This window comes from Arthrobacter subterraneus (assembly GCF_900099735.1).
Taxonomy (GTDB): Bacteria; Actinomycetota; Actinomycetes; order Actinomycetales; family Micrococcaceae; genus Arthrobacter_D; species Arthrobacter_D subterraneus.
Genome location: NZ_FNDT01000036.1, coordinates 1 through 12,144 on the forward strand (window position 1 = coordinate 1; position 12,144 = coordinate 12,144).

Here is a 12,144-nt window from a genome sequence, read left to right on the forward strand (position 1 = left end):
CTTGGTGGTCTCCTGACCTTACTCAGCCCATGTTCAGCTTTACTGCTGCCGGCTTTTTTCGCTTACGCTTTCACCACCCCTGCCCAGCTCGTAGCCAGAACCGGGCTGTTTTACCTGGGGCTGCTCTCCACACTGGTGCCGCTTGGCGTCTTCGCCGGTGCTCTCGGCTCTTTGGTGACCCAGCACCGCAGCGTTCTCATTGCAGTTGCGTCAGCTCTGGTTATCAGCGTGGGAATAGCCCAGCTGGTAGGGATCCGCCTGCCCCCATTGTTCCGCAGCGCCCATCAAGGTGAAGGCCCCCGTTTGTCCGTGTTCGTCCTCGGTTCTGTCTACGGGGTCGCCGGAGCCTGCACCGGCCCCATTCTCGGCTCAGTCCTGACCGTGGCGGCGGTGGGAAGCAATGCCGTATATGGCGGGGTTCTGCTCGCCGTGTATGCGTTGGGGATGGCCTTACCGCTGTTTGTGTTGGCCCTCCTGTGGGACCGGCTGGGGGTTTCCGGGCGGAAGTGGTTGCGGCCCCGCCAGATCACGGTGGGGCGGTGGTCCAACTCCGTGGTGATGGTCATTTCCGGTGGCCTCTCAATCGGCATTGGGGTGCTCCTGCTTGTCACCGACGGCACCGCAGGACTCGGTGGGGTACTGACCGTGTCCGACCAGTTCCGCCTTGAATCAGCTGCCAGCGGGATCGCCTCGGATGTATCCAACCCGGTATTCATGGTGGCGGCCGTGACAGTGTTGGCGTTGACCGCCGCACTGCGTTGGAGGACCCGCCGAGGATCAAGCGACGCCGGCGCTGAAAGGAAAATATCCGTAGCGCACGAGGAAAAGGACGTTCGATGAAGGACGATCACCGCACCTCACTGGCTGCGGCCCTGTCACACTGGCCTGCCCGGCGTTGGTTGGCCGCAGTCGGCGGCGCGCTCATCACCTACCTGATCGTGGCCGTCCCGACGGATCTTATTGACACGCCGCTGTTCACCCGTGAGGTTCCGCCGACGTGGTGGTCCTTCCCTGTTCTGGCCGTGACGGCCGGACTCACCGGCATGGTCGCCGCCACGTACGTCGCCCGGGAACCGACCCCGCAGAATGACCGCCACCGCCGGTTCGGAGCCGCTGGTACAGCGATTTCGTTCTTCGCGGTGGGTTGCCCGGTCTGCAACAAGCTCGTCCTGTTGGCGTTGGGAGCCTCCGGTGCGATGCAGTACTTCGAACCCATCCAGCCGCTGCTGGCTGCCGGGTCCGTGGCCCTGCTCACGTGGGCTCTCCACCAACGGGCGACATCCGAGGACCGGTGCCGGGCACCACAGGTGCCATCTGCCGCAGGGTCAACAAACGGTTGACACCGGGGGCGAGGCCAATGAGCTCCCTCAATCAGAACGCGGGCCAAGGCCGGCCTTACACCCGAACGACGTCGCTACGGTGATTCTTTCTCCCAGAATGTAGCTTCGTCGAAACTCCAGAGTCCTTGCCCGATAACATCCAGTGCGTTCGATCAGCAACAACGGCATCCCCTCGGCACAGTTCAAGCAGGAGGCCTGATCCGCGGAGGCAGCTACGGCCGTAAGTTGCTCGGTCCCGCCATCCAGCACAATGCCACAGCGTCTTTCCAGCTCGGCATACAATGCGGCGTCGGTGAAATCCGCTTGCATCAGCTTCACGGCGACCGCAGCCGGGAGCCAAACCTGGTCCAGGCCAAGGGGTTCCCCATCGGCAAGACGCACACGCGAAAGATGGAAGAACTCCGTATCGGCATCAAGGGACATCTTCCCAGCAACCAAAGCATCCCGGACAAGGTGCTGTGCCAGCACGACACTTGAATGGTGCAGGCCGGATTCACGGATGGACGCCAGCAAACTGTAGATCGGCCCGTAAGCCGTGCTCTTCCCCGCAACAACCGCAGGCTTCCGCCCGGGGTGAGCGGTAATCTGCCCGGCCTCACGGAGCGGCCGCAGCGCAGCCCTGATCGTGCCCCTGCTGACGCCGTACCGTTTGGCCAGCTCCAATTCGCCCGGAAACCCCGAATCAAAGACGCCACCAAGAACCTCATCCATAAGGTCGGCGCTGACCTTTTTCCACAACGGAGGACGCCGCGGCCCCCCGGCCCGGGTAGAGCGTTCCGCTGGAAGGGACGCCTGCTCTTCAGTATCCACGTAGCCTCGAGTGATATGTGTGACCATTGCCGTGACACGACACTACGTCACCGACCGCAGGCACCAAAAGCTTCAATCCCCCCAGGGAGAATCTGTTCTGGGGTGTGTATACGGGTATCTCGGCCAGGCTGAGGAAGGAATCGTCGAGGAGTTCTTGTCCTCAAACGAGAGCCCTTCGGAGCGTTAAAGACGTCGGCACGGCGTATGCGGGCCGATATTTCCTCGGGCGACTCTCATTTCAGGGTAGAGGGCAGGAACTTCCCCGCCTCTTGCGGATCAGCACCTCGGGAAGAGTTCCGATGGACACGGCGGCCAGGCAGGGACTAACGAATGCGAATAGTTGGAACACACCCAATAGTGCTCGGCGGGATGCATGAATTGCGCAGGTGAGCCCATGGGCCGGAACCAATGATGGTTCAGCTGCCCTGCTCGTGCCCTAAGTTTTCTCCAGCTACTCGTCTTCCGAGTCCTAAGCGGACTGGCGGGAGGCTAACTTGGCCTGCACTTCGGTCATGTCCAAGGCCTTCAGCCGCTCGATGAGCTGGTCCAAGGAGGAGGGGTTTCAGTGCCCCGGGCTGGGAGAAAACCAGTATGCCATCACGGAACGCCATCAGTGTCGGAATAGAGGTAATGGAAGCGGCTGCAGCCAGAGCCTGCTCGGCTTCAGTGTCAACCTTGGCGAAAACGATGTCCGTGTGCTTCTCAGAGGCTGCGCTGAAGGTGGGGGCGAAGGCCCGGCAGGGACCGCACCAGGCGGCCCAGAAATCCACCAGCACGATGCCGTTACCGGTGACGGTGCCGATATCAATGGTTGCCATGCTCCAACTCTATACCCCGGGGGGTACGCCATGCAAAAATAAGGAGCACGACAACCACCACAGGGGAAGGAGCCAATCATGACCGCCACCCCTACCGAGACCCCACCGACGACAAACCCTGAACCCACCCCTGCCCCGGTACCGTCTACCGCACCCGAGCAAGGCGCAATACCCAGGACGACCAAAGGGGCTGATGAGGAGCAACCTCAGACAATGAACGCGCTCAGGCGAACCCACGCCCAGCTCGGCGCGGTGATCACTGCTGTGCAAGCAGGGGCAAACTGCGAGACTCTGATTACCCAACTCTCCGCAGTCCAGACAGCGCTGAACAAAGCATGCTTTTCCATCATTTCCACGGAGATGCGCGACTGTCTTGCCAGAACGCCAGCGGATGAAACGCCCCCTGGAGCATTATCCCTGGAGGAGATCCGCAAACTCTTCCTTACCCTCACCTGACCAAGACTGCGCGGACAGGACGCGCCGCCGACCCAAAGGCCAACGTATCCATCTTCACAAAAGTCATTCCAATGCCTGGCCGCCCACCAGAACTGCCCCTCCCGCGGGAGGCACCCTTAATCACAAGGAATACCTCCCCCAGGAAAAAGCGACACCGTCTCAGCGCTTAGTGAAAAACTTCGAAAAGAAAGCCGCCACGGCCGAAGGCTCGTTCTCATGACCGGCGCAGCGCTGGGCCCGGGGCACACCCCGCAGCACCTGATCCACATGTTGACCGCAGCCGGCCCACGTCGTTTTCCCACACTTCCTGCATGACACCGCTCGGCACATCTGAAATCTCCTTTTCGATGAGGTGACTACCTATATGCCTCCAGTATACCCCCGAGGGTATACCAGAATGCCAAGCGAGACTGACCCACCGCGAACAACTCAATGAACACTATGGCCGCCATCACCGGGTCGAAGGCGCGTCGTGGACCACTTTCCACCTCGGGAACCCCGCGCCATCAAGGCAAAGGCGGACTAAAGATATGGGTCGTTATGAAACCTCTCTTTGACACTCCGGCTTTACCCGGACTCGGACGTCGCGGACGCGGGTCTCGTGCGCGGTTACGCGGTTAAAAGATGAGCTACAGGACATGCCGGACTGCCCTCCGGCATGCCAGAAGCCGCCATGGCCACCACCGTGAAGTCGCCGCCTTGCATACCCCTAGGGGTATGTGGAACGATGTGGACATGCCAACAACTCCGCGCACCGCAGCGCCGACCCTCCTCTCCGGGCCCGCCGTCGGCATTCCGTCGCAACGCAAGATACTCTCCGTCCTGGTCGGTGGCCAGATCCTTGGAGGCGTCGGGGTGGGCGCGACATTGTCGCTCGGCTCGCTGCTCGCAGCACAACTTTCCGGATCGCCAGCATGGTCGGGGATGGCCGCCACCATGAGTACCCTCGGGGCAGCCATCGCTGCCGTGCCCTTGGCCCGTCTCGCAGTCGCCAGGGGGCGGCGGATATCGCTATCGACCGGGGCGTTCATCGCCGGCGCGGGGGCCGTCATTGCCATCACATCGGCGGCGGTGTCGGTCTTTCCCTTGCTTTTGCTCGGTTTGATGCTGCTCGGAGCAGGAGCCGCGGTGAACCTGCAGAGCAGGTTCGCCGCCACTGACCTTGCCCGGGCTGGCACCAGAGCTCGGGACCTGTCCATCGTTGTTTGGTCCACAACCCTTGGCGCAGTGCTCGGGCCCAACCTTTTCGGTCCGGGCGAAGCCGTTGGCGCGGCGATCGGCTTGCCTCCGCTGACGGGTGCGTTCGTCTTCTCTGTGGCCGCCCAACTGGCCGCGGCCCTCGTGTACCTGGTAGGGCTGCGGCCGGACCCGCTTCTGGCGGCCATGTCGGTGCGGGACACAACCGTTGAGGCACCCCGCCCCCGCAGCGGCACACTGATCCTGCGCAGCAACGCGAGGGCGCGTTATGCTGTGGCCACCGTTGCGCTGAGCCATGCCACCATGGTGGCACTGATGTCCATGGCGCCGGTTCACCTGCGCGAGCATGGAGCAAGCCTGGTAATCGTAGGCTTTACCATCAGTCTGCATATCGCAGGGATGTATGCCCTCTCCCCGGTGTTCGGCTGGTTGGCGGACAAAGCCGGGAGGGTGCGTGTCGTGCTGTTGGGCCAGTTCATGCTTTTGGTGGCCCTTATCATCGCCGGTGTCGCTGCGAACTCACGCACCGCCATGACGATCAGCCTGGTCCTGCTGGGTCTCGGCTGGTCGGCTTCGGTGGTGGCAGGATCGGCAATGGTGGCGGAATCGGTTCAAATCCAGGACCGCCCCGCCACCCAGGGCATCTCGGATTTGAGCATGAATACTGCGGGCGCCCTCGGAGGCGCCCTGGCTGGCCCGATTCTGGCCTTAGTGGGATACTCCGGACTCGGATTCCTCGCGATAGCCGTGGTGGCTGTCGTCGTTATCTGGACATCACTGCGCACAGCCTAGATCCAGTGCAATATGGACCGATGGAGAGCGTGCCGCTCGAACCCGGGATGCCGACGGCTCTGGCGTTGGTCCGGGCCGGTGCCAAACTTCCTGCACCTGACGCCCTACCCGGGGGGTGTGTGTATGGGCCGAAATGGGACAGTTCCCTTCACTGCATCGCCCGCACCGAGAAGCGACCGTCCTATGGTCCGACCGGGTTAATGACCTGGCGATGTTGCGTCTGCATCAGACGGAACACCTTTCAGTGCCGTTAACGGCCCAGTACCTCAATGTGTTGATGACTGATGATCTGGTGCCTCATTGTCGCGCCGTGCCGGCTGAGATTCCTCGTGGTTTTCGGGCTAGTCACATTGACGTTTAGGTCCGCGGTTTCTGTCCGTGCTCGGTGGCATACGCGGCGATGATCTCCTCAAGGTTTCCCCCTGTGTGCAGGAAACTTTCCCTGAGTTCGTCCCCGAGCTGGTCCAGAGCCAGGGACAGTTGCTGAGCGCTCAGCCGCACCACTGCCTCCCGTCGATCCAGGGCCGCGTCACGTAGACGTAGCGCATACGGTAACTGGCGGGACAGGGCTAGATCGGGGCTCTGCTCCTGAAAGTAAAAGCCCTCGACGTGATGCGTGAAGTCCAGGCGGACCTTCACTACCTCAGCAGTGAGAGTGTCCAGGACCCGCGAGACGGAGGCTGCGTCCATCTCACTGATCGCCTCGGCGAAACCAGTGTCAGCCAGACCTTTGAGCTTCAGCGCCAACGCCCGACGCCGGGACAGTGGCGGATAAATCTGGATGAACCAGGTCAGAGCGGCAGTGAGCAGGGCAAAGCCGGTCAACGCCTCCAACGGAGAAGCGATCCGGATCCAGGTGTCAGTAGCGACGACATCACCGAAGCCCAGGGTCGACAGAGTCACGAAGGAAACGTAGAGCGCTTCGTGGAAATCCGGATAGTCCGCCGGATCCACACCCGGTGAGTACATGAACCCGCCCGGAATGTGGGGGTAGTAAATCAGTGCCCAGCCGACCCCTTGGAGCATCACCCACAACAGGATCACGGCGACCATCGCTCCCGGACCCACAACCGAACCCAGCCGGTGCCCGATCATCTTCGAGAACCGCCACACACCGGAGAGCACCAACCCGCTGAGACGCCCCTGACCGCTGGGGTGCAACAAGGTGTGGAACATGTCCATCAGCCCAAACAGGATGATCGCGATCCCCACGACCGTCAGCACTACACCCATGCCAAGGTTCCTCTCTCAATGATCACTGTTCGCACTCCCGTCATTCACCTGTCATCCCAGACCGCCGAGCCAACCCACCTGGCTGCCGTTGAAACCGCAACCACCCTGGCGTTACCCCTTCTGCTCAGTCGCCCGTCTGGCCAGCGATCCAGCGGGACACCGCCCTTGGGTGGTCGGTGTTTAGGTGGTGATACGTTCGGGGCTGAGGTCGATCCGGCGCAGCAGTTGCGCGTTCAGGGCGACCACAATTGTGGACACGCTCATCAGCACGGCACCCGCTGCGGGTGAGAGGACGAAACCGGCGAAGGCGAGCACCCCAGCGGCCAACGGAACCGCGAGGATGTTGTATCCGGTGGCCCAGACGAGGTTCTGGATCATTTTGCGGTAGCTCGCCCGGGAGAGGTCGATCATCGCCAGCACAGAGCGCGGATCATTCCCCGCCAGCACGACGCCGGCGGATTCCATTGCGACGTCGGTGCCCGCTCCGATCGCGATTCCCACCTCGGACCGGGCGAGTGCGGGGGCGTCGTTCACGCCGTCGCCCACCATCGCGACTTTCAGCCCGCGCGACTGCAGTTCAGCCACCTTGGAGTCCTTGTCCTGCGGCAGTACGTCGGCGAAGACCTCATCGATGCTCAGCTCGGCACCGACCGCGTCCGCGACCTGGCGTGCGTCCCCGGTGATCATTGCAACCTTCACGCCACGCTCCTGCAGGGCCTTCACCGCTGCCCTGGATTCGTCACGCACCCGGTCCTCGAGCCGTAGCGCACCGATAATTCCACCGTCCCGGACCACGTGCAGCACCGAAGCGCCGCGGTCCACCCACTCCCGGATGATGCCCGACAGGTCCGCCGGCGTATCGAGAGCGAGCTCCCTGAGCATGTTGGGACCGCCGACGGCCACGTCACTCCCAATGACCGATGCGCGCACTCCACGGCCGGTCATCGAGGAGAACCCGCTCCCCCGGTAGCCCAGAGCAGCGGCCGCCGGATGGTCAGCAGCAGCCCGGACGATCGCCCGGGCCACCGGATGCTCACTGTCGGACTCGGCAGCCGCGGCCAACGCCAGCAACTCCTCCTCGCCGACGCCGCCTGCCGGCGCGACCGCGGTGACGGCGTGACGCCCTTCAGTGAGCGTGGGGTATACGGTCAAGGCAGCCGGGGCTATTGCCCTTTCTACTGGTGGGTCGGGGCGATGCGAATGGGGAACGCCCCGACCCAACTAGCGGCTGCCGGTCACTCGGACGCGTAGCGATCCAGGATCGACTGCATCTGGGCGATTTCCTCCCGCTGGGTTTCAACGATCTCCGTGCACAATTGCTCGATTTCCGGATCCGTGATGTTCGATTCCTGGCACACCAGGATCGCGCGGGAGTGGTGCGGGATCATCGACTTAAGGAACTGTTCGTTGCCGACAAAGGTTTCCGTCCGCCCAAGGGCAAACACCCCGACGAAGAGCACCGCGAACCCGACCAGCATGGCGATGTTCGCTTTGGTGCTCTTGAACATCGACCACATGCCGACGACCATGACGATTGCCATCGCCGCCACCATGAGCAACGCCATCCAGAAGTTGCTCAGGTTGTAATAGAAGTGATCGATCGACCGGACCATCGACATAGACAATGTCCACATCAGCCCCAGGCTGACCAGCAGGATGACGCCGAACTTCACATACATTTTCTTGCCTGAACCACCATGACCTGACCCGCCATGGTTGGAGTGATCCTTCCCACCCCTGCGGCTATTGCTCTTACCGGCGGGTCCTTCCTGATGGTGCTGCTGTTCGGTGTGCTCCTGCTCATGTCCGGCTGCCCCTGCGCGGTGGCTGCCGGACGTGTTCTCTGCTGAGTTCACGAAGTGCTCCTTGAAATCGCGGTGAAAGGACGGTTTAGCCCAGTGTGGACAGCAGTTCCTCGCAGGCCTTCTCGCACCGGCGGCACGCTTCGGCGCAGATCCGGCAGTGATCGTGCATCTCGGCGTGCTGTTCGCACTCATCCGCGCAGGCCTTGCATGCCGTACGGCAGGCTTCCACGACGGCCCGGGTGAGGTTCGCGTCATACCCGGCGTGACGGGACAGGACGTTACCGGTGGTAGCGCAAATGTCCGCGCAGTCCAGGTTGGTGCGGATGCACTTGGTCAGCTCGGCGACCATGTCCTCGCTCAGGCACGCGTCAGCGCACGCGGTGCAGGTCTGCGCACATTCAAAACACGCTTCGATACATTCGGCGAGCTTGTCCTTGTCCACTCCCCCGAGATCCTTGGGGTAGGTATCGAGCATTGACGTCACATGGTGTGTCATTGTTTTCTCCTCAATCAGGGTGCAGCTGATCCACGTCAGCCGCTGTTTCGCTGTGTATTGGAACTGGGCTAGTGCAGCTGGGGGCGTTCTCACCTACTGTGGTCGACGGACGTCGGACTGGGAGCAGGCATGAGGGCACGCCAAAGACCCGCAAGACGGGGCCTGGAATTTTATGTGCGACTGATCGATAAGGCCGTCAATGACGGCGTGAGGTGATCGGGTTTTTCGAGCGCCGGATCAAAGAAACCGGGCGGTAGGTTACCGCTATCCGCTGGGAACAACTCGACCTGCGCGGCAAGAACTACGGCCTGCTCTGCCGGTAGCGCACGCTGCGGTGCGGTGGTGGCCTCAGTGGTGTTGACCTGCTGATGGCAACAGGCTTGTGCGGAAGGTGAACCCTCGGGTCCGGCCGTCATGCTCGTCGCCATCGCATCACCAAGCTGACCCGATGGCTCCATAGCCACCGCACGGTCACTCATCGGCATGGGACCGTGCTGCTCCATTTGGAGGCACAAGGCCGCAGCGGCAGAGGTCGTAAACGCGATCAACAACGAAAAACTCAGCACGATTCGCATCACCGCCTGCACGGTGATGCCCGTACTGCCTCGCGCTGGTACTGAAATTGCGGTCCCTCCCGGTCGTTCACCTTGGAGCCACCCTAGTAAAAGGTAAGAGTGCTGACCAGTAGCATGCATCTTTCGCTCTCCCTACCGGCAGCTCCACTTCGCGAGGCCGCCTGCCTTCCGCAAGCGATGAGTCATCCACGAAAGGGGCTGGAGATGATGGTGTGGCGTTAAGGGTCGCGCTGATGGATTTCGCGTTTCCCAACCGGGCTCATGTGTTGGTGGATGAGTGCAAGGCGGCAGTATCATCGCTGAGCGGAACGGCGGGGCAACCTCTTGCCCTGAGGCCTCCTGCCCACGTGTACGCGGCAAAGGCTGATACGGCCCATACGTCAGCCCTTGCAGGACGGTCGGAGCAGGTACTCATGCATGATTGTGATCCGACTCATTGGGTTTGAGTGTAGATTTTTTGTCTCTTTCTAGGCGAAACAAGGTAGATTTGATGTTGTCAGCAAGGGGGCCCCAAATGAGCATTGCAACCACCACCGGTACAGCCCACGCCAGGACAGCCAGACTCGGCATCCGGGAGATCGTCAGGCGCCTCAACGCGGCGCTGGGCGCCACTTTGGTCGCTGCTCTGGCCGGTAGCAAGGACCGGCGAATCAGCTACAAGTGGGCGCAGCAGGACGGCCCGAACCCCAACCCGGCAGCCGTGAAGCGGCTCCAGTTCGCGTACGCCCAATGGATCCTTGTTTCTGAAGCCGAAGGCGAACACGTGGCACGGATGTGGTTCATCGGCGCCAACCCGTGGCTGGATCATGATTCACCGATCGACGCGATCCGGGACGACAAATTCCGCGAGACTGCTGCTGCCGCCGCCGCGATGGTCGATGACGGGTTCATTGGTTGATGCGGATCTGCGGGAAAAGCGGCCTGGCCCTGGTCGACGGGCCAGAGCTGGCCTATCGCGTTGCCAAGGAATCCTACGGCCCGTTGAATCCGCAGGAGCGCGGGCTCCTCAGCGCTGACCGGTCCGCGTGGTACCGGTTCGATACCCCTGGACGGACCATCTACGCGGCGGAAGATCCCCCAACGGCGATGCTGGAAGCCTTGTCATGGGCGCGGATGACCGCCTCGCACAATGCGTACCTGAGGAAGACGGCCGCGTTCTTCGGTGAACCCGTGGAGACCATTCGGCAGGAAGTTGAAGAGCAGTGGCACGCCAACGGGCACATGATTCCTGGGTGGATTCCCGCCAACTGGCGCGACGGGCGGCTGCTGTATTCGCTGCAGTTCGAGGACGGCCCATGGGTTGACATTGCCCATTCCGAGACCCTCGCCGCGCTCAACGGGGCACTGGGCAGCCCGCTGTACGAAGTCGAGGTGGAAGAAACCCTGACGTTGGCCGAAGTCACCAGCGGCCGCCGGGAAGTCACGACCATCCTCGCATCATGGATCCGTGATCAGCTCCTGGATGACGGGTCGTATCCAATGGGGATTCGGTTCCCCTCGAAACATGGTGCCGTGGGCCAGGGCAACGGCTATTGTTGGGCGTTCTGGCTCCGGCGCGCCGATGTCGGGCTCACGGACGACCCCGTCACCGCAGATAGAGGAACAGAAATCCGTGAGAATGACCCGGCCTACACCTACGCCCTCGAACGCCACGGGATCAGGTCCCGGTAGAGACAACCCCCTGCGCACACTCCGGGCAAGAGAATTGACCAACACCCTGTTGGACAAATAGAGCCCTACCGGTGCGGTCCAGTGCTGGTGTGGTTCGATGGGGACCATGACGAGCGATCCTCCCGCCTCCGTCACCCGGGACGTCGCCCGGTTGCGGGCGGCGCTCGATGACACACTCCCGACGAAGACTGCTTCAAACCTGCTGATCGGGACGTGGAACGTCCGTGCATTCGGGGATTTGACCGAGAAGTGGAAGGCCGGACCGCGGGATTCACCCAAACGGGACCTCCATGCCATGACGTGCATCGCCGAGATCGCGTCACGGTTCGATGTGCTGGCCCTGCAGGAGGTCCGCCGGAACACCACCGCCCTGCACTACCTGATGGGCCTGCTGGGCCCGGGATGGCGGTTCATCACCTCCGATGTCACCGAAGGATCCGCCGGCAACGGGGAACGCCTGACCTACCTGTACGACACGGCCCGGGTACAACCCTCGGGCCTGGTCGGTGAGATCGTCCTACCACCGGCAACCGACGGCCCGGTCCCCCAGTTCGCCCGCACCCCGTACGCGGCCGGGTTCACCCGCGGCACCGCCGGGTGTCAAGCCCCGGGTTTGGTGGAGAGATTTTTAGTTGGAAATTGTGGTTAGTAGGCCGGCATTGACACCGGCGTGTTGTTGTTCGTATTCGCTGGGTGGGACGTGGCCGAGTTCGCCGTGGAGGCGTCGGTGGTTGTACCAGTCGACCCATTCGGCGAGGGCGACTTCGAGGTGGTTGATGTCCTTCCAGGGGCCTTTGTTGCGGACCAGCTCGGCTTTGAACAGCGAGTTCAGCGCCTCGGCCATCGCATTGTCGTAGCTATCCCCGCGGGAACCCACAGAAGCGACGGCGTCCTCGGCGGCGAGTCGCTCGGCGTAACGGATGGCCCGGTATTGGACGCCGCGGTCGCTGT

General features: G+C 62.4%; 13 protein-coding genes and 2 pseudogenes. 7 read left to right on the top strand and 8 right to left on the bottom strand.

Features of this window, described 5'->3' with window-relative positions:
* On the top strand, nt 1–840 hold an 840-nt coding region (locus BLS52_RS17565), incomplete at its 5' end, for a cytochrome c biogenesis CcdA family protein (protein ID WP_139186319.1).
* Nucleotides 837–1,340, top strand: a complete 504-nt coding sequence (locus BLS52_RS17570) for a hypothetical protein (RefSeq protein WP_090588437.1) — start codon at nt 837–839, stop codon at nt 1,338–1,340. The genes BLS52_RS17565 and BLS52_RS17570, both read left to right, overlap by 4 nt.
* 27 nt (nt 1,341–1,367) lie before the next feature.
* On the opposite strand, the gene BLS52_RS17575 is transcribed toward BLS52_RS17570, so the two are convergent.
* Both BLS52_RS17575 and BLS52_RS17580 read right to left on the bottom strand, forming a co-directional pair.
* Complete coding sequence (locus BLS52_RS17575) at nt 1,368–2,150, bottom strand: GntR family transcriptional regulator (protein ID WP_245702932.1); 783 nt, start codon at nt 2,148–2,150, stop codon at nt 1,368–1,370.
* A 469-nt stretch (nt 2,151–2,619) separates the two neighbouring features.
* A pseudogene (locus tag BLS52_RS17580) lies at nt 2,620–2,968 on the bottom strand (thioredoxin family protein).
* A 78-nt stretch (nt 2,969–3,046) separates the two neighbouring features.
* Between BLS52_RS17580 and BLS52_RS18930 the strand changes: the two are divergent.
* Both BLS52_RS18930 and BLS52_RS17595 read left to right on the top strand, forming a co-directional pair.
* Nucleotides 3,047–3,424: a metal-sensitive transcriptional regulator gene (locus tag BLS52_RS18930; RefSeq protein ID WP_245702933.1), complete on the top strand. Its 378-nt coding sequence runs from the start codon at nt 3,047–3,049 to the stop codon at nt 3,422–3,424.
* A gap of 735 nt (nt 3,425–4,159) precedes the next feature.
* A complete protein-coding gene (locus BLS52_RS17595) occupies nt 4,160–5,413 on the top strand; it encodes an MFS transporter (RefSeq protein WP_090588454.1) in 1,254 nt (417 codons plus the stop codon).
* Nucleotides 5,414–5,770: 357 nt separating this feature from the next.
* Here the strand turns inward: BLS52_RS17595 and BLS52_RS17600 are convergent, their stop codons facing one another.
* From BLS52_RS17600 to BLS52_RS17620, 5 genes and pseudogenes are all read right to left on the bottom strand, one after another.
* Entirely contained in the window at nt 5,771–6,646 is an 876-nt protein-coding gene (locus BLS52_RS17600) for a potassium channel family protein (protein ID WP_090588443.1), read from the bottom strand.
* A gap of 180 nt (nt 6,647–6,826) precedes the next feature.
* Nucleotides 6,827–7,783, bottom strand: a pseudogene (locus BLS52_RS17605) (HAD-IC family P-type ATPase); the annotation flags it as partial.
* Between the two features lie 98 nt (nt 7,784–7,881).
* Nucleotides 7,882–8,502 (bottom strand): DUF305 domain-containing protein, encoded by a 621-nt coding sequence (locus tag BLS52_RS17610; RefSeq protein ID WP_245702934.1) that lies wholly within the window; start codon nt 8,500–8,502, stop codon nt 7,882–7,884.
* 34 nt (nt 8,503–8,536) lie between these two features.
* A complete protein-coding gene (locus BLS52_RS17615) occupies nt 8,537–8,947 on the bottom strand; it encodes a four-helix bundle copper-binding protein (RefSeq protein WP_090588445.1) in 411 nt (136 codons plus the stop codon).
* Nucleotides 8,948–9,117: 170 nt separating this feature from the next.
* Nucleotides 9,118–9,525 (bottom strand): hypothetical protein, encoded by a 408-nt coding sequence (locus BLS52_RS17620; RefSeq protein ID WP_139186320.1) that lies wholly within the window; start codon nt 9,523–9,525, stop codon nt 9,118–9,120.
* Between the two features lie 511 nt (nt 9,526–10,036).
* On the opposite strand from BLS52_RS17620, the gene BLS52_RS17625 reads away from it, so the two are divergent.
* From BLS52_RS17625 to BLS52_RS17635, 3 genes are all read left to right on the top strand, one after another.
* The gene (locus BLS52_RS17625) at nt 10,037–10,420 is read left to right on the top strand and encodes a hypothetical protein (protein WP_090588448.1); all 384 of its coding nucleotides are present in this window, start codon (nt 10,037–10,039) and stop codon (nt 10,418–10,420) included.
* On the top strand, nt 10,420–11,193 hold the full coding sequence (locus BLS52_RS17630; RefSeq protein ID WP_090588450.1) for an RES domain-containing protein: 774 nt from the start codon (nt 10,420–10,422) through the stop codon (nt 11,191–11,193). Before BLS52_RS17625 ends, BLS52_RS17630 begins: the two co-directional genes overlap by 1 nt.
* A 106-nt stretch (nt 11,194–11,299) precedes the next feature.
* Nucleotides 11,300–11,842, top strand: a complete 543-nt coding sequence (locus BLS52_RS17635) for an endonuclease/exonuclease/phosphatase family protein (protein WP_139186321.1) — start codon at nt 11,300–11,302, stop codon at nt 11,840–11,842.
* Here BLS52_RS17635 and BLS52_RS17640 read toward each other — a convergent pair.
* Nucleotides 11,822–12,144: integrase core domain-containing protein (locus tag BLS52_RS17640; RefSeq protein WP_139186274.1), on the bottom strand; the 323-nt coding region annotated here is incomplete at its 5' end. The genes BLS52_RS17635 and BLS52_RS17640 overlap by 21 nt on opposite strands.